Consider the following 14,241-nt stretch of genomic DNA (forward strand, 5'->3'; position numbering starts at 1 on the left):
GGCTATCGCTCGTAGGGACGGGGATTGATGGACGTGCATCCCAGGCAGCGCCGGAACGTGGCCTCGGCCGGTGTCTTGACCAGCGTTTCCGCCGCCTGGTCAACGTTGCCCCCCATTGCCGAGAACGGCAGCGACACCACGAACAGTGCGGTGCCACCCAGGGTCGCCGCCAGCAGCAACGGCCGTGCAATCAGAGCATCGGCGATCATCGCGCCGCCGCTCGGTCGAGCTTCCAGATGCTGCTCCTGAGCCATCGCCGGCAGGCTCGCAAGCGCCAGCATCACCGCCACCACGAGTCCCATGGTTCCTTTCGCCATACGTGACATACCACCCCCTTATCATCTTGATCGAAAATGCCCGCCCTGAGCACAAGCGCTCTATAAAGGTCCCACACCCTGCGACCGGCATCCAGTGATTCACCGTAGCGCCTGGTTGCGTTATGCCCCATCGCCCGCCATGCTTCACGGTTTCGCCTCACACCGGAAGACCCCGTGGCATCCCAGGAACTGGCTACTCCCTCCGCCGCCCGCCGTCGCATCTGGATGCTGGCCTGGCCCATCATCCTGTCGAACATCACCGTGCCGCTGCTGGGGCTGGTGGACACCGCCGTGGTCGGTCACCTGCCGGATTCCCGCTACCTGGCCGGGGTGACCCTGGGCGCAACCCTGTTCAGCTTCCTCTACTGGGGCTTCGGTTTCCTGCGCATGGGCACCACGGGGCTGACCTCCCAGGCGGTGGGTCGCGAAAGCGACAGCGAAGTGCGCAACCTGCTGGGCCAGTCGCTGCTGATGGCCGCTGGCATCGGCACCCTGTTGATCCTCTTCTCACGGCCGCTGATATCTCTCGGGCTCTGGCTGCTGAACGGCAGCGAAGTGGCCACCGAACTGGCAGCCGAGTACGCGCAGATCCGCATTCTCTCGGCGCCGGCGGTGCTGGCCAACTATGCGATTCTCGGCTGGTTCCTGGGCCAGCAGAATTCACGGGTCACCCTGCTCATCCTGGTATTGACCAATAGCGTCAACATCGCCCTCGACCTGCTCTTCGTGGTGGGCCTCGGCATGACCAGCGATGGGGTGGCCTGGGCCACGGTCATCGCCGACTATACGGCGCTGACCTTCGGCCTGTGGCTGGTGACCCGACAGTTGAAACTGCTGGAGGGACGCTTCCTGCGCAGCCGCCTGCTGACGCTGGCCGCTTACGCCGAGCTCTTCCACGTCAATGCCAATCTCTTCGTGCGCACCCTGGGACTGCTCTTCGCCATGGCCTTCTTCACCTCGCGGGGCGCCGTACAGGGCGATACCGTGCTGGCCGCCAATGCCGTGCTGCTGCAGTTCATCATGCTCACCAGCTATGCCCTGGACGGCTTCGCCCACGCCGCCGAGGCCATCGTCGGCCGCTCGGTGGGCCGCAGGGGTTGGGACGAGTTCGCCACCGCCGTGCGAACCGCAGCCTGGTTCTCGCTGATCACCGCCACCGTTGCCTCGCTGGCCTTCGCCCTCGGTGGACATTACCTCATCGCCCTGCTGACCGGACTGCCGGAAGTGCGCGCCACGGCGGGTAGCTACCTGCCATGGATGGTGGCCATGCCCGTGATTGCGGTCTGGAGCTATCTGCTGGATGGCGTCTTCATCGGTGCCACGGCAATACGCGAGATGCGCAACAGCATCTTCCTCGGCCTGGCTGTTTACCTTCCGATCTGGTGGGCCACTCAGCCGCTGGGGAACCATGGCCTATGGTTGGCCTTCCTGACATTCAGCCTGGTGCGCTCGGCCGTTCTTGCCGGCTATTACCTGCATTACCGCCGCACCCGCTGGCATCCGGCGGCCCCTTCCCTTTGACAAAACCTGACATTCGTCCCACCGTTGACGAGTCGAACCATGCAACCTTCTGAGCTTGCGCTACTTTTCTCAGACGACCCGACAGCAATTCCACAACATTAGAAGAAGCGAAACTGCCATGCTCAAGTTCCTGTCCAAACCTGCCGTCAGGCTGGTCGATCGCTATCTGCCCGATCCTTTCATTTTCGTTCTCCTGTTGACCCTCGTGGCGGCCGCCGCAGCCATTGGCGTCGAACGCCAGACCCCGCTGGCGGTGATGCGCTTCTGGGGCGACGGTTTCTGGAATCTGCTGACCTTCTCGATGCAGATGCTGCTGATCCTGGTTACCGGCTTCATGCTGGCCAGCTCACCGCCGGTGAAGCGCATGTTGCAGCAGCTGGCTGGCAAGGCCAAGAACGCCGGCAGCGCGATCATCATGGTCACTCTGGTTTCCCTGCTGGCCAGCTGGATCAACTGGGGCTTCGGTCTGGTGGTGGGCGCCCTGTTCGCCAAGGAGCTGGCACGGTTGATCCGGGTCGATTACCGCCTGCTGGTGGCCAGCGCCTACTCCGGCTTCGTTGTGTGGCACGGCGGGCTCGCCGGCTCCATTCCACTGACCATCGCCACCGACGGGCACTTCACCGCCGATCAGATCGGCGTGATCGGCACCGGCGCCACCATTTTCTCCTTCTTCAACCTGGCGATCGTGGCCTGCCTGTTCATCAGCATTCCTTTGGTCAACCGCCTGATGCTGCCCGACGAGAAAGACAGCGTCTATGTGGACCCCAAGGTGCTGGGGGATGCCCCCGATGCCCGTGTTCGCATCACTCGCCCGGCCGATCGGCTGGAAAACAGCGTGACCCTGGCCTGGCTCGTGGGCATCCCCGGGGTGATCTTCCTGCTCGACCACTTCATCCTGCGTGGCGGCGGCCTGAACCTGAACATCGTCAACTTCATGTTCCTGTTCCTGGCCATCGTGCTGCACCGCACCCCCCGCAGCCTGCTCGAGAGCCTCAACGAGGCGATCAAGGGCGGTGCCGGCATCGTGATCCAGTTTCCCTTCTACGCAGGGATCATGGCGATCATGGTGCAGTCCGGGCTTGCCGAATCCATGTCCCAGGGTCTGATCTCGTTTGCCACCGAAACCTCGCTGCCGTTCTGGTCCTTCCTCAGCGCTGGCATCGTCAATCTCTTCGTGCCCTCCGGTGGCGGCCAGTGGGCGGTACAGGCACCGGTGATGCTGCCGGCCGCCGAGGCGCTGGGCGTGGACGTGGCACGCGTCTCCATGGCCGTGGCCTGGGGCGATGCCTGGACCAACCTGCTGCAGCCGTTCTGGGCGCTGCCGGTACTTGCCATCGCCGGGCTCAAGGCCAAGGACATCATGGGCTTCTGCCTGATCCAGCTGTTCATTACCGGCATCATCATTGCCGTTGGCCTGACCTGGTTCTGAACCCGGCCGCGCACCAGCGGCCCCCAGGCTGAGATAACGCCTTGCCAACGAGTCGTGACGAACGTGGCAAGGCGTTATGCTGTAGGAACGCCCCCACAGGAAATCGATATGGACCACCACGACCTGCCCGGTCAGCATGAATTGAGCATGACCGTGCTGATGACCCCCGACATGGCGAATTTCAGCGGCAAGGTCCATGGCGGGGCCATCCTCAAGAAGCTCGATGAAGTGGCCTACGCCTGCGCCAGCCGCTATTCAGGGCATTATGTCGTGACGCTCTCCGTTGACCAGGTGCTGTTCAAGCAGCCGATCCACGTTGGCGAGCTAGTGACATTTCTTGCCTGCGTCAATCACGTTGGCCGCTCCTCCATGGAGATCGGCGTAAAGGTGGTGGCCGAGAACATTCGCGACAAGGTGATACGGCATACCAACAGCTGCTACCTCACCATGGTGGCGGTGGATGCCAACGGCCACCCTGCCAGGGTTCCACCGTTGAAGCTGGCGACCTCGCTGCAAAAACTGCGCTTCGAGAAGGCCGCGCTGCGCAAGAAACTACGCAAGAAGGCCGAAGAGGAGGAGCATCGCGCACAGAAGGACCACTTTGCCAGCCAGGCGAACCGCACGCAGGACAGCTGAGGCGTATCGAACCCGTCACCGGACAAGGAGAGGCCATGTCCCGTACTCCACCCGACCGCGACAGAGCCTCTGCCTTCAGCGAGCGCATGCACCTGGTATGGGACCTGCTCATCATCGTGCTGGTCGTGGCCAACCTGACGCTGCTGCTGTTCGATGCCCTGTTCGCACTGACTCCGCTGAACGACGCCTTCGCGGCCATCGCCCCGGGGCTGCATGGTGCCTATGACCGGCATATCCATGACAACTTCATCGCCATCGACCTCGTCTTCGTGGCGATCTTCGTGCTCGATGTCCTGCTGGGGTGGGCAGCGGCCATTGTCGAGCGCCGTTATCACCGCTGGTTCTTCTACCCCTTCGTGCACTGGTACGACGTGCTGGGCTGCATTCCGGTGGGCGGCTTCCGGCTGCTGAGGATATTGCGTGTCATTTCGCTACTGCATCGCCTACAGCGGCTGGGATTGATCGATATCCGCCAGTGGCGACTGTACGGCGTCTACGCCAAGTACTACGACATCCTGCTCGAGGAGCTGTCGGACCGTATCGCCCTTCGCCAGCTGGTGAGTATCCAGGAGCAGGTGCGCAGCAGCGACTCCCTGTCACAGCGTATCGCCGACGAGGTGATCATGCCGCGCAAGCAGGAGTTGATCCACGAAATCTGCCGCCGCCTGGAGGATATGGCAGACAGTGCCTACCGGGCCAACCGCGATGACCTGATGCGCTTCATCAGTGCCCTGGTCAGGCGAACCCTGGCGGAAAGCCCCGAGATCAAGCGGCTCAGGCGCCTGCCGCTGGGCGGCCAGGTCGCCAGCGCCCTCGATGAAGCGCTAAGCGATATCGCGCAACGCCTGGTGCATGAGGCCATCGAGGGCCTGCATTCGCCGGAGTTCGACTCGCTGGTGGAGCACCTCGCCGACAGCAGCTTCGATGCCTGGCTAAGGGTCGACGCACACACGGACAGGGTCACCGAGCAGGTACTGCTCGACACCCTGGAGCTACTCAAGGAGCAGGTCGCCCGGCAGCGCTGGAAACAGCGCTATGACTGAAGCGGACGAAAGCCGGCTTCAGCCGCAGCCGATGTCGGTGATCACCTCGTTCTCGTCGACACGAACGTTGAGACGATCCTCGCGGTACTCGAGGGTATAGGCGTGGCCGGGGCGCATCACACGCAGCGTACCGGCACCGCTCTGTTCACGCATCGACTCGCCCAGCGCCTCGTCATAGTGGCGTCCGACACGGTCCTGGACACGGCTCGCGCCACAGACATCCCCTTCACTACTGACGCGGGGAGGCTCAGGGGCCGGTTCACGGGGTGGGTTGGTCTGGTTCATGGGAGCACACGCGGTTAGCAGCAACAGGCTGGTAAACGACAGGCACAGCTTCATGGATATGGCCATCTTCGCCTCAATGGCTGACGGAAATAACAGGGAAGGACGGCCGAAGGGGAACACACGGGCATGACGCCTGGCACACCCGTGTGTCGGCCGTACCGTTGATGGAGTTAAAACACGGCCTTAATCGGCGGCATCCTGTACAGCCTGTCCGCCGCGCTCCACATCCTCTCCGGCACCTTGCATGGTGTTGCAGCCTGCGAGGGCACCGGCGGTCATCAGCAGGGCAAAGCTAAGGGCAATGGCTCTCTTCATGGTCGTTTCTCCTTGAAAATTTCCGGGACATCCATTCCTTTCCGTGAAGCAATGGTCTTATTCAGCGTAACAGGCCTTGCCTAACTCTGCCGCTTCAGCTTGCCTGGCGCTGAATCGCCTCGCCGCCTCTTTCGATATCCTCGCCCGCGCCACGCATGGTGTTGCAGCCACTCAGCAGTGACAGGGCAAAGAGCGAAACCAGCAACATGGGTAGTATCCGTTTCATTTCGCCTTCTCCATTGGGCAGGACTTCTGCCTCTTCAATCTAGCACTGTCAGAAGGCCACTGCGCGATTTAACGCATTGCTTTGCATCAGACCCCAGGGGCTATTCTCAACCAGGTTGTGTCATGATGAGGAAGGTGAGAGATAGCTCGGCATAATCGGTAATGAGGGAACGCGATGACATCCATTGAACTCGATGAACGGCTGGTCCAGGACAGTTACCCGGTTACCGAGCTACCCCTTTGTCAGCTTCGGCTGATGGATGATGCTCGCTTTCCTTGGCTGGTACTGATCCCCCGCCGCCGTGGCGTGAGCGAGGTATTCGAACTGAACGAAGGGGACCAGCAGCAGCTCTGGCGCGAAGCCACTCTGGTCGGCCAGATGCTGAAAGCGCTGACCAAGGGAGACAAGCTCAACATTGCCAGCCTCGGCAATGTGGTGGCCCAGCTCCACGTGCATGTCGTTGTCAGGCGCAGAGACGATGCTGCCTGGCCGGCACCCGTTTGGGGCCATGGTGAGCCCGAGCCCTATGACCTGGACAGCCTGGCCAGCATGCGGGACCACCTGCTGGCCCAGGTCGAGCGACTAAAACTGATGACGCCGGGCTCAGCCTCCACCACCGAAGGGGCTGCTCCGGGCGGGTGATTCGGCGCCCGCGCCACGGGAAGGCGGCTCGCCCAGCAGCGGCGCCGAAGAGGGCTGGCTCACCCCTGTGACGGAAAGCGAGATGCCAAGCGCCATGATGGCCAGCCCACCGGCCAGCGACGCCCAGCCCAGCACTCTGCCGGCGCGCGCCATGCTGCTCTGCCGTGCCAGTCGCCGCTCGGCCCAGCCACGGGCGACAACACTGGCCAGAGCCAGGCCGGAGACAGTCAATGCCGTGCCCAGCGACATGACCAGCACCGCCGCCACGCCAACCGGAAACTGGCCCAGCAGGGTCGCCGCACCCAGCAGCAACACGCCGCCGCTGCAGGGACGGATGCCGATGGCGACGACAGTAGCCAGCGCGGTCCGCCAGTCGGCGGCCTGCCGGGGGTCCACGTGGTGATGCCCCCCGCAGCAGTGCTCATGACCATGATCAGGGTCCGCGGCATGCTCTGATGCATGCTCCGCAGCAGCGCCGGGCGGCGAGTCGGCATGACGGTGGGGTGCTGGGCCTCGCAGCTGTCGAATGGCACGCAGGCAAAGCCAGGCCCCCAACAGCGCCACCATCAGGAAGCTGGCCTGTTCGACCCAGACCACGCTACCCATGGCCTGGCGAGTGACCCAGCCCAGCCCATGGACCAGCACGACGACCAGGCTGATGGCGACGACGCCCTGCAGCAGCGAAGCGGCAAAGGAGAGGGCCAGCGCACGGCGCACCGCTCCACCCTGGGTGAGCAGGTAGGTGGTCAATACCGCCTTGCGGTGACCGGGCCCCGCGGCGTGGAAGACCCCGTAGCCGAAGCTGATGCCCAGCAGTGCCATCCAGGTGGCCGGCGAGGGCGTCCCGGAGAGATCGGTGATCGCCATGGTGAGGGCACGGTGAAAATCCCGCTGCCAGGAGACCAGTTGAAAGCTCAGCGACTGGAAGCTTCCCTGAGTGATCAGCAGGACGAGAATGGCAGCCAGCATCAGGCCAACCCCGAACAACCACCCTCTGCCCTGCAGGCGCATGGCACTCAATCGCATGTTACCTCCCCGGTCTCGGCGAAGTGACGGCCCAGCCCCGGCTCGGCTTCATCGGTGATGTCCAGCATCGCGGCCTCCATGACGAGTTCGGGGTCCGGGTCGGCCGGTACGATACGCGTCGAGCACGTCAGCTCGCCGTTGACCGTCAGGGCATCATCCAGGGGCGTCTTGCCTTCGGCTTCATGCACCACCTCGAGGTAGTAGGTGGGATCGAACACCTTGTAGTACAGCGTCTTCTCACTCAGCGGCAGCGGCGTCTCCAGCGGCAGCATGAAGATGAACTCGACGCGCCCGCCGCGCTCCATCACGGTGTATTCGGTTACCTCCCCGACGGCCAGCTTTTCGCCATCCACCTGCAGCTCGGTGAAATAGTCGTGGGGCGCCAGGTTTTGGCGTATTTCGCCACCCAGCTTGTCCAGACCCGCCTCGAGGCCCCCTTCGCCTTCGGCCAGCCCCAGCTCCTCAAGGATGATCAGGCTATAGAAGGGGTCCATTCGCCAGGCCTGATGCAGCCCTTCCAGGCGTCCCTGGTCGTCGAGCATCAAGCGCATGCGCATGTCGATCCAGCCATGGGGGTGTGCCTGAGCCAGAGCAGGCATCAGCAGCAGCACCGTCATCCAGATCGGCCAGAAGCGAGTATGGCTCGGCATTAAAGGGCGTAAATGCTTCATAGTCTTCGGGTATCTCGAAAGCAGGTGAAACAGGATGGCGCGACAGGCGCCGATGCACCGAGACATCAGGGAGCCAGCCCGAGCCGGGTCTGCAGTGCCGCCAGCAGTCGGTCGAGCAGGTGAGGCGGCAGTGGACGCCCGCCCCGCGTGGCCGTCAGCGAGATGCGTGCCGTCTCGCCCTCGGGCGTGACCTCCGCCCGGACCCGATAACCGGGCCAGCGGGCCAGCGCCGCTTCCACTCGGCCAAGCTCGGCATCCGCATGGCGTATCACATAGCCCTCCTCCATCAGCAGGTCCACGGTTTCATGCAGCACGGCACCTGGCGTGGCCGCCAGGGAGAGTTCGCGGGGCTCGGGCGCCGGAGCAGTGGCCGCGCAGCCGGCCAGCAAGAGCGCCAGCAGCAGGGTGACGAAACGGGACATCAGGCGCCTCCCCGGGAGTCGATCGCGGTCATGGCATTGCGTAACGAAAGGCAGAAGTCGGTATCGCTGGCACTGCGGGACTCGCGGATCTCGCCCTGCCAGTCGATGACCTGGATATCCCGCGTGACCCGCACCCAATCGCCGTCGGCCACCAGCGAGACGCGCTCCAGGCGCGTGGCATCGCGCGTAAAGCTGCCTGCCCCGCCGCCAAAGCCGATCATCACGCCGGTGGATAGACCGCCACTCCCGCCGCCCACGCCATAGCCGCCGAACACTCCGACACGCTCACGGTCGTAGAAGTCGCCGTAGCCAGGCACCGTACGGGTCCGCTCGGCATTGACCAGCCCCAGCGCCGTCTCGGTGTGCCGAATCACGAACCCCTCCTGCTCGAGCGCCGTGAGGGCCCGACGCAGCCACTCCTCCGACCCCAGGCCACCGCCTTCCCAACGGCACTCCGCTGCCGGCCGAGGCTCCGCCGTGGGCAGTGCCGTGGGGGCCGTCTGGCAGCCGGCCAGCACCAGCAGGCAGGGCATCCACCACCATGAACGCATTTGGGCTTACTCCCGGTCGATTTGGTCGCAGTCTACGCGGCACAGGATGCGATGCAATCACTTGTCGACAAGCCTATTCCTGCACGCCGATTCATCTGAGTCTCGCCATGATGCAGGGTTCCCGCAAGATCATCGATGGTGCGGCAAAACTTCGCATACCCTTGAAAAGCGATGCGCCCGGCGACACATCATGAAGGAACGCTATGGAGGCGATGATCAGATTTTTCTTATCTCACCGCGCCGTGGGCCTTTAGACTGGCGCTACATCCATGGCGATACCAATCGCCCCGGAACGGCAATTTTCCAATGGACCTGCCCTAGAATCACTCAGCACAAGGAGTACCGCGCATGAGCGACACCAATGCCATCGGCCTGCACGAGAGCAGCGCCAGCCAGCTTGCCGAAAAGCTCAACGCCCTGCTGGCCAACTATCAGATTTTCTACATGAATGTGCGTGGCTACCACTGGAACGTGAAGGGTCCCCAGTTCTTCGAGCTGCATACCAAGTTCGAGGAGTTCTACACCGACCTGTTGACCAAGGTGGATGAGGTGGCCGAGCGTATCCTGACCCTGGGGCATCAGCCAGCCCACGCCTACAGTGACTATGTGGCCATGGCGGTGATCGCCGAAGACAAGGACGTACACGATGGCGAAGCCTGCGTACGAGGCGTGCTCAAGGGTTATCAAACGCTGATTGAGCTGCAGCGCGAAATTCTTGCCCTGGCGTCCGATGCCGATGACGAAGGCACCGCTGCCCAGGCCGGTGACTATATTCGCGAGCAGGAAAAGACCGTCTGGATGCTCAACGCCTACCTAGGCTGACGGCCCCGGCCTGCTTGAGCTCGATACAGGTTCACCGCCTCTACGGCACCGCCCTACGGACGGTGCCGTTTTCCATGCCCGGTTCGTCCTGACGTCGGCGTCAGGCAACCCGGCTCTCGGCAATTTCCTCGATCAGCCCCCGCAGCAACGCCCAGAATTCCTCGACGGAGGCCAACTCCACCCGCTCGTCGGGTGAGTGAGCGCCGCGAATCAGCGGGCCGAAGGAGATCATGTCGAGGTGGGGATACTTGCCAGCCAGGATGCCGCACTCCAGTCCTGCATGGATCACTTTCACTGCCGGGTCGTTGCCCAACTGCCGTTGATGCAGCCGGCGGAAGCGCGCCAGCAGAGGACTGCTGGGGTCGGGCGTCCAGCCGGGATAGGCATTCTCGACTCGGGTGCGGGCGCCGATCAGATCGAACAGCCCGGCAAAGCGGTCGGCCATGTCGGCCGTAGCACTGTCGCGCAGAGAGCGCACCAGCGCGCAAAGATGGAAGCGCCCCTCATCGAGGCTGACCACGCCCAGGTTGTTGGAGGTCTCCACCACTCCGGGCATGTCCTGACTCATCCGCTCCACCCCACAGGGCGCCACATGCAGTGCCGCCACCAGCATGCGGCTGGCATGGGCGTTGAGCGCCTGGGACGGCGGCGTCATCAGCGCCTGCAGGGTCAGCGTCACCCCCTCGTCGACACCTGCCAGCTCGGCACGCAGCTCCTCTTGCAGCGCGGCGATCCGTTCACGGGCAGCATCCTCCTCGTCGGCCAGCAGCGCCAGGGTGGCAAAGGCCTCGCGGGGGAGCGCATTGCGCAGCGTGCCGCCATGATAATCGACCAGTCGGGCATCGAAGGCTTCCAGCGCACGCAGGGCCCGCACCAGCAGCCGATTGGCGTTGCCACGGCCGCGGTGAATATCGATGCCGGAATGCCCCCCCACCAGCCCGGTGAGGGAGAGCCGCAGCGCCACTTCATCGTCGGCGAGTTCGGCAGTCGGCAATTGGGCTTCCACCACGATATCGGCGCCACCGGCACAGCCGATGAAGACCTCCCCGCGGTCCTCCGAATCGAGATTGAGCGTCTGTCAGTGCAGGAGCCGGTTGCCTTCGCCCATGACCACCTCTTGCCACGGCTCGAGCTCACACCCCTGGATGAGCGCGTCGCGGTACATGTCACTCCATGAATGCGATTGCCAAGGCGATCGACACGCTCAATGAGACACTCGGGCGTGTCATTGCGCCGTTGATTGCCATCATCACCCTGGTGGTGCTTTACGACATTGCCTTGCGCTTCTTTACCGGGCGCCCGAGCGATTGGGCCTTCGATATCACCAAGATGCTGTTCGGCGCCCATTTCATGCTGATGGCCGCCTATGGCCTGCGCCATCACGCCCACGTCGAGGTCGATGTGCTCAAGCGCCTGCTCACGCGCCGCAAGCAGGCCGCCATCGAACTGCTCGGCTATCTGATCTTCTTCGTACCCTTCATCTGGATGCTGCTGACCTTCGGCTGGAGCTTCTTCATGCGTTCCTACAGCCGCAGTGAGACCACCTATGGCATGGTCTCGATACCGGTCTACCCGATCAAGGGCGTGATCGTGGTGGCCGCTTTCCTGATCCTCCTGCAGGCCATCGCCATCGTCATCCGTGCCATTCAGCAGCTTCGGGAGAAAACCGCATGAGTCTGAGTGCAGAACTGCTTACCCTGGTCATGTTCAGCGGCCTGCTGGTCGGCCTGTTCATGGGCCATCCGCTGGCCTTCGTGCTGGGTGGGGTGGCGGTGATCGGGGCCTATCTCGGCCCTGGGCCGCGGGTATTGGGCACTATCATCAACAATATCTATGGCAACGCCATGGACAACTATGTGCTGGTGGCGATTCCGCTCTTCGTACTGATGGCACGCTTTCTCAATGATTCGGGCGTCACCGAGAAGATGTTCGATGTCATGCGCCTGTTGCTGGCCAATCTTCGTGGTGGACTGGCGCTGACGGTGGTCATCGTCTCGGTGCTGCTCGCCGCCACTACCGGCATCGTCGGGGCGTCGATCGCTGTCATGGGCATGATCGCCCTCGCACCGATGCTCAAGTACGGCTACAACAAGGAGCTCAGCTCCGGGGTGATCATGGCCAGCGGCTGCCTCGGCATCCTGATCCCGCCGAGCATCATGCTGATCCTGATGGCCAGCTATTCGCCGGTGTCGGTGGGGGCGCTGTTCGCCGGGGCGCTGATCCCGGGCCTGATGCTGGGGACGATGTACGCGCTCTATGTGCTCATCATCTGCTACATCAAACCCTCCTATGGCCCTCCCGTGCCTCCGGCGGAGCGCGCCGAAACCAGTACCGGTCAGCTGCTGATCATGCTGGCGAAGTACGTGGTGCCGCCCATGGGCCTGATCCTTGGGGTGCTCGGGGCGCTCTTCACCGGGATCGCTACCGCTACCGAGGCCTCCGCCATCGGCGTGGGGATCGCCTTCCTGCTGTTCCTGATTTTCGGTGACCGCAAGATCAAAACCTGCTTTCACACCCTGATCGAGGCGGGCAAGACGACCACCATGGTGATGCTGGTGCTGGTCGGCGCCACCGCCTTTACCGGGGTCTTCTCCCGCGGCGGCGGCATGACGGTGATCAGCGACCTGGTACTGGCCATGCCCGGTGGCACCACCGGCGCGTTGATCCTGATGCTGTTCCTGGTCTTCCTGCTGGGGATGTTCCTGGACTGGACCGGCATCGTACTGCTCAGCTTCCCGATCATGCTGCCGATCGTCCAGCAGATGGGCATCGACGTGCTGTGGTTCGTGGTGATGGTGGCAGTGGTGCTGCAGACCTCCTTCCTGACACCGCCATTCGGCTACGCACTGTTCTACCTGAAGGGAGTCGCGCCACCCGGCGTCGAGATCGTCGACCTCTACAAGGCGGTGATCCCCTTCGTGGCGCTGATCGTGCTGGCCTGCCTGCTGATGGCCTTCTTCCCCGCCCTCATCACCGGCCTGCCGGCGCTACTGGTCGGCTATTGACCCCACCGTGCCTGCCGGAAAAAGCGCCCGCCACTCAAACGAGTGGCGGGTGCTGCGCTTTTTCAGCAGAGAAAATTGACCGAGATCATTAAAATCTTTTTGCGTATCATTGTCATTTGCAATCAGATCCATTTTTGCTATCGTGGCGCTAGACCGAGACTGGCCGAGGGACGATGTCAACACAGAGTGGCGCACTATTTCCCCCGCCTTTCAGCCTCAAGGAACACATCCATGCGCAAGACGCTGTTTACTGTAACCGCTGTCGCAACCACCCTGCTTGCCGCTCCGCTGGCCTCCGCCGCCAGCCTGACGCTCTATTCGGGGCGTGGCGAGTCGATGGTCGAGCCAGTCGTCAAACAGTTCGAGAAGGACACGGGCATCAGCGTGCAGGTCCGCTATGGCGACACGGCCCAGCTGGCCGTATTGCTGCAGGAAGAGGGCAACCGTTCACCGGCCGATCTCTACTGGGGCCAGGATGCCGGGGCCATGGGCGCCATCAGCCAGGCCGGTCTGCTTGCCGAACTGCCGGCCGATATCTATGAAGGCTTGCCAAGCATTTACACCAGCGAGTCCGGCAACTGGGTTGCTGCCAGCGGCCGCGCGCGGGTCGTCGCCTACTCACCGGAGCGGGTCGACGAGGGCGAGCTGCCCGAGAGCGTCTTCGACCTCACCGATGAGCGCTATAAAGGGCGTGTCGGCTGGGCCCCCACCAATGGCTCCTTCCAGTCCTTCCTGACCGCCATGCGCGTCGAACATGGCGATGACACAACCCGTGAATGGCTGGAAGGCATGCGTGACAATGGCGCAGTTACCTTCCGCAACAATACCACCCAGGTGCAGGGCATCGCCGGCGGTGAAATCGACTTCGGCCTGGTCAATAACTACTACCTGCCACGCTTCAAGGCGAGCGATGCCGACTACCCGGTGGAACAGGCTTTCTTCGCCGACGGTGATATCGGCAACCTGGTGAACGTGGCCGGTATCGCCGTGGTCGGCAGCAGCGACAGTCAGGAAGAGGCCATCGAGTTCGTGCGCTACCTGCTCTCGCCGGCCGCCCAACAGTACTTCACCGGCAGCGTGTACGAGTACCCGGTGACCCGCGGCGTCATCCAGAACCCGACTCTCGAAGATTTTGATCGCCTTCTCGAGGTGTCCCCCCAGATCGACCTGGACGAGCTCGAGGATCTCGAAGGCACCCTGAACCTACTGCGCGATGTCGGCCTGCTGTAACGCCGACCCGAGCGCCGCCTGCTCTGCAGGCGGCGCACTTCATTCCGCGAGGCACGATGACACGGACCAACAGCACCTCCATCCATAGTCAGCCGGCCTC

The 14,241-nt window shown here is 63.2% G+C and carries 18 protein-coding genes and 1 pseudogene; 9 read left to right on the top strand and 10 right to left on the bottom strand.

Features of this window, described 5'->3' with window-relative positions; translation table 11 throughout:
• Positions 1-2 precede the first annotated feature (2 nt).
• Positions 3-317 (bottom strand): hypothetical protein, encoded by a 315-nt coding sequence (locus tag LOKO_RS15600; protein WP_066452401.1) that lies wholly within the window; start codon positions 315-317, stop codon positions 3-5.
• A gap of 225 nt (positions 318-542) precedes the next feature.
• On the opposite strand from LOKO_RS15600, the gene LOKO_RS15605 reads away from it, so the two are divergent.
• From LOKO_RS15605 to LOKO_RS15620, 4 genes are all read left to right on the top strand, one after another.
• The gene (locus LOKO_RS15605) at positions 543-1,838 is read left to right on the top strand and encodes an MATE family efflux transporter (protein WP_066452402.1); all 1,296 of its coding nucleotides are present in this window, start codon (positions 543-545) and stop codon (positions 1,836-1,838) included.
• A 118-nt stretch (positions 1,839-1,956) separates the two neighbouring features.
• Entirely contained in the window at positions 1,957-3,267 is a 1,311-nt protein-coding gene (locus tag LOKO_RS15610) for a short-chain fatty acid transporter (protein WP_066451437.1), read from the top strand.
• A gap of 108 nt (positions 3,268-3,375) precedes the next feature.
• On the top strand, positions 3,376-3,903 hold the full coding sequence (locus tag LOKO_RS15615; protein WP_066451440.1) for an acyl-CoA thioesterase: 528 nt from the start codon (positions 3,376-3,378) through the stop codon (positions 3,901-3,903).
• Between the two features lie 35 nt (positions 3,904-3,938).
• Positions 3,939-4,946, top strand: coding sequence for an ion transporter (locus tag LOKO_RS15620; RefSeq protein ID WP_066451441.1), 1,008 nt, complete (start codon positions 3,939-3,941; stop codon positions 4,944-4,946).
• A gap of 18 nt (positions 4,947-4,964) precedes the next feature.
• Here the strand turns inward: LOKO_RS15620 and LOKO_RS15625 are convergent, their stop codons facing one another.
• From LOKO_RS15625 to LOKO_RS15635, 3 genes are all read right to left on the bottom strand, one after another.
• Entirely contained in the window at positions 4,965-5,231 is a 267-nt protein-coding gene (locus LOKO_RS15625) for an I78 family peptidase inhibitor (protein WP_066452403.1), read from the bottom strand.
• Between the two features lie 183 nt (positions 5,232-5,414).
• The gene (locus LOKO_RS15630) at positions 5,415-5,546 is read right to left on the bottom strand and encodes an entericidin A/B family lipoprotein (protein WP_066451443.1); all 132 of its coding nucleotides are present in this window, start codon (positions 5,544-5,546) and stop codon (positions 5,415-5,417) included.
• A 94-nt stretch (positions 5,547-5,640) separates the two neighbouring features.
• On the bottom strand, positions 5,641-5,772 hold the full coding sequence (locus LOKO_RS15635) for an entericidin A/B family lipoprotein (RefSeq protein WP_066451445.1): 132 nt from the start codon (positions 5,770-5,772) through the stop codon (positions 5,641-5,643).
• Positions 5,773-5,946: 174 nt separating this feature from the next.
• Here LOKO_RS15635 and LOKO_RS15640 point away from each other — a divergent pair, with 174 nt between their 5' ends.
• On the top strand, positions 5,947-6,414 hold the full coding sequence (locus tag LOKO_RS15640; RefSeq protein WP_066451448.1) for an HIT domain-containing protein: 468 nt from the start codon (positions 5,947-5,949) through the stop codon (positions 6,412-6,414).
• Here the strand turns inward: LOKO_RS15640 and LOKO_RS15645 are convergent.
• From LOKO_RS15645 to LOKO_RS15660, 4 genes are all read right to left on the bottom strand, one after another.
• Positions 6,376-7,440 (bottom strand): nickel/cobalt transporter, encoded by a 1,065-nt coding sequence (locus LOKO_RS15645; protein ID WP_066451450.1) that lies wholly within the window; start codon positions 7,438-7,440, stop codon positions 6,376-6,378. The genes LOKO_RS15640 and LOKO_RS15645 overlap by 39 nt on opposite strands.
• Positions 7,431-8,090, bottom strand: coding sequence for a DUF1007 family protein (locus LOKO_RS15650; RefSeq protein WP_066451453.1), 660 nt, complete (start codon positions 8,088-8,090; stop codon positions 7,431-7,433). Before LOKO_RS15650 ends, LOKO_RS15645 begins: the two co-directional genes overlap by 10 nt.
• A gap of 86 nt (positions 8,091-8,176) precedes the next feature.
• Positions 8,177-8,533: a hypothetical protein gene (locus tag LOKO_RS15655; RefSeq protein WP_066451455.1), complete on the bottom strand. Its 357-nt coding sequence runs from the start codon at positions 8,531-8,533 to the stop codon at positions 8,177-8,179.
• Positions 8,533-9,084, bottom strand: coding sequence for a hypothetical protein (locus tag LOKO_RS15660; protein ID WP_083517624.1), 552 nt, complete (start codon positions 9,082-9,084; stop codon positions 8,533-8,535). The genes LOKO_RS15655 and LOKO_RS15660 overlap by 1 nt, the downstream gene beginning before the upstream one ends.
• Before the next feature lie 348 nt (positions 9,085-9,432).
• Here LOKO_RS15660 and LOKO_RS15665 point away from each other — a divergent pair, with 348 nt between their 5' ends.
• Positions 9,433-9,906, top strand: a complete 474-nt coding sequence (locus LOKO_RS15665; protein ID WP_066451461.1) for a Dps family protein — start codon at positions 9,433-9,435, stop codon at positions 9,904-9,906.
• A 100-nt stretch (positions 9,907-10,006) separates the two neighbouring features.
• Here the strand turns inward: LOKO_RS15665 and LOKO_RS15670 are convergent.
• A pseudogene (locus tag LOKO_RS15670) lies at positions 10,007-10,978 on the bottom strand (M20/M25/M40 family metallo-hydrolase); the annotation flags it as partial.
• A 101-nt stretch (positions 10,979-11,079) separates the two neighbouring features.
• Here LOKO_RS15670 and LOKO_RS15675 point away from each other — a divergent pair.
• Complete coding sequence (locus tag LOKO_RS15675; protein ID WP_066451464.1) at positions 11,080-11,580, top strand: TRAP transporter small permease subunit; 501 nt, start codon at positions 11,080-11,082, stop codon at positions 11,578-11,580.
• A complete protein-coding gene (locus tag LOKO_RS15680) occupies positions 11,577-12,911 on the top strand; it encodes a TRAP transporter large permease (protein WP_066451467.1) in 1,335 nt (444 codons plus the stop codon). Before LOKO_RS15675 ends, LOKO_RS15680 begins: the two co-directional genes overlap by 4 nt.
• Here LOKO_RS15680 and LOKO_RS19705 read toward each other — a convergent pair.
• On the bottom strand, positions 12,894-13,043 hold the full coding sequence (locus LOKO_RS19705; protein ID WP_158509953.1) for a hypothetical protein: 150 nt from the start codon (positions 13,041-13,043) through the stop codon (positions 12,894-12,896). The two genes, LOKO_RS15680 and LOKO_RS19705, sit on opposite strands and share 18 nt — an antisense overlap.
• Before the next feature lie 99 nt (positions 13,044-13,142).
• On the opposite strand from LOKO_RS19705, the gene LOKO_RS15685 reads away from it, so the two are divergent.
• Entirely contained in the window at positions 13,143-14,141 is a 999-nt protein-coding gene (locus tag LOKO_RS15685; protein ID WP_066451471.1) for an iron ABC transporter substrate-binding protein, read from the top strand.
• The last annotated feature ends 100 nt before the right edge of the window (positions 14,142-14,241 follow it).

Source organism: Halomonas chromatireducens (assembly GCF_001545155.1).
Lineage (GTDB): Bacteria > Pseudomonadota > Gammaproteobacteria > Pseudomonadales > Halomonadaceae > Halomonas > Halomonas chromatireducens.

What these genes read in the sequence shown, in the direction of transcription:
- LOKO_RS15600 (WP_066452401.1), bottom strand. Translation starts at nt 317, where the DNA reads ATGGCGAAAGGAACCATGGGACTCGTGGTGGCGGTGATGCTGGCGCTT.
- LOKO_RS15605 (WP_066452402.1), top strand. Translation starts at nt 543, where the DNA reads ATGCTGGCCTGGCCCATCATCCTGTCGAACATCACCGTGCCGCTGCTG.
- LOKO_RS15610 (WP_066451437.1), top strand. Translation starts at nt 1,957, where the DNA reads ATGCTCAAGTTCCTGTCCAAACCTGCCGTCAGGCTGGTCGATCGCTAT.
- LOKO_RS15615 (WP_066451440.1), top strand. Translation starts at nt 3,376, where the DNA reads ATGGACCACCACGACCTGCCCGGTCAGCATGAATTGAGCATGACCGTG.
- LOKO_RS15620 (WP_066451441.1), top strand. Translation starts at nt 3,939, where the DNA reads ATGTCCCGTACTCCACCCGACCGCGACAGAGCCTCTGCCTTCAGCGAG.
- LOKO_RS15625 (WP_066452403.1), bottom strand. Translation starts at nt 5,231, where the DNA reads ATGAACCAGACCAACCCACCCCGTGAACCGGCCCCTGAGCCTCCCCGC.
- LOKO_RS15630 (WP_066451443.1), bottom strand. Translation starts at nt 5,546, where the DNA reads ATGAAGAGAGCCATTGCCCTTAGCTTTGCCCTGCTGATGACCGCCGGT.
- LOKO_RS15635 (WP_066451445.1), bottom strand. Translation starts at nt 5,772, where the DNA reads ATGAAACGGATACTACCCATGTTGCTGGTTTCGCTCTTTGCCCTGTCA.
- LOKO_RS15640 (WP_066451448.1), top strand. Translation starts at nt 5,947, where the DNA reads ATGACATCCATTGAACTCGATGAACGGCTGGTCCAGGACAGTTACCCG.
- LOKO_RS15645 (WP_066451450.1), bottom strand. Translation starts at nt 7,440, where the DNA reads ATGCGATTGAGTGCCATGCGCCTGCAGGGCAGAGGGTGGTTGTTCGGG.
- LOKO_RS15650 (WP_066451453.1), bottom strand. Translation starts at nt 8,090, where the DNA reads ATGCCGAGCCATACTCGCTTCTGGCCGATCTGGATGACGGTGCTGCTG.
- LOKO_RS15655 (WP_066451455.1), bottom strand. Translation starts at nt 8,533, where the DNA reads ATGTCCCGTTTCGTCACCCTGCTGCTGGCGCTCTTGCTGGCCGGCTGC.
- LOKO_RS15660 (WP_083517624.1), bottom strand. Translation starts at nt 9,084, where the DNA reads ATGCGTTCATGGTGGTGGATGCCCTGCCTGCTGGTGCTGGCCGGCTGC.
- LOKO_RS15665 (WP_066451461.1), top strand. Translation starts at nt 9,433, where the DNA reads ATGAGCGACACCAATGCCATCGGCCTGCACGAGAGCAGCGCCAGCCAG.
- LOKO_RS15675 (WP_066451464.1), top strand. Translation starts at nt 11,080, where the DNA reads ATGAATGCGATTGCCAAGGCGATCGACACGCTCAATGAGACACTCGGG.
- LOKO_RS15680 (WP_066451467.1), top strand. Translation starts at nt 11,577, where the DNA reads ATGAGTCTGAGTGCAGAACTGCTTACCCTGGTCATGTTCAGCGGCCTG.
- LOKO_RS19705 (WP_158509953.1), bottom strand. Translation starts at nt 13,043, where the DNA reads ATGGATCTGATTGCAAATGACAATGATACGCAAAAAGATTTTAATGAT.
- LOKO_RS15685 (WP_066451471.1), top strand. Translation starts at nt 13,143, where the DNA reads ATGCGCAAGACGCTGTTTACTGTAACCGCTGTCGCAACCACCCTGCTT.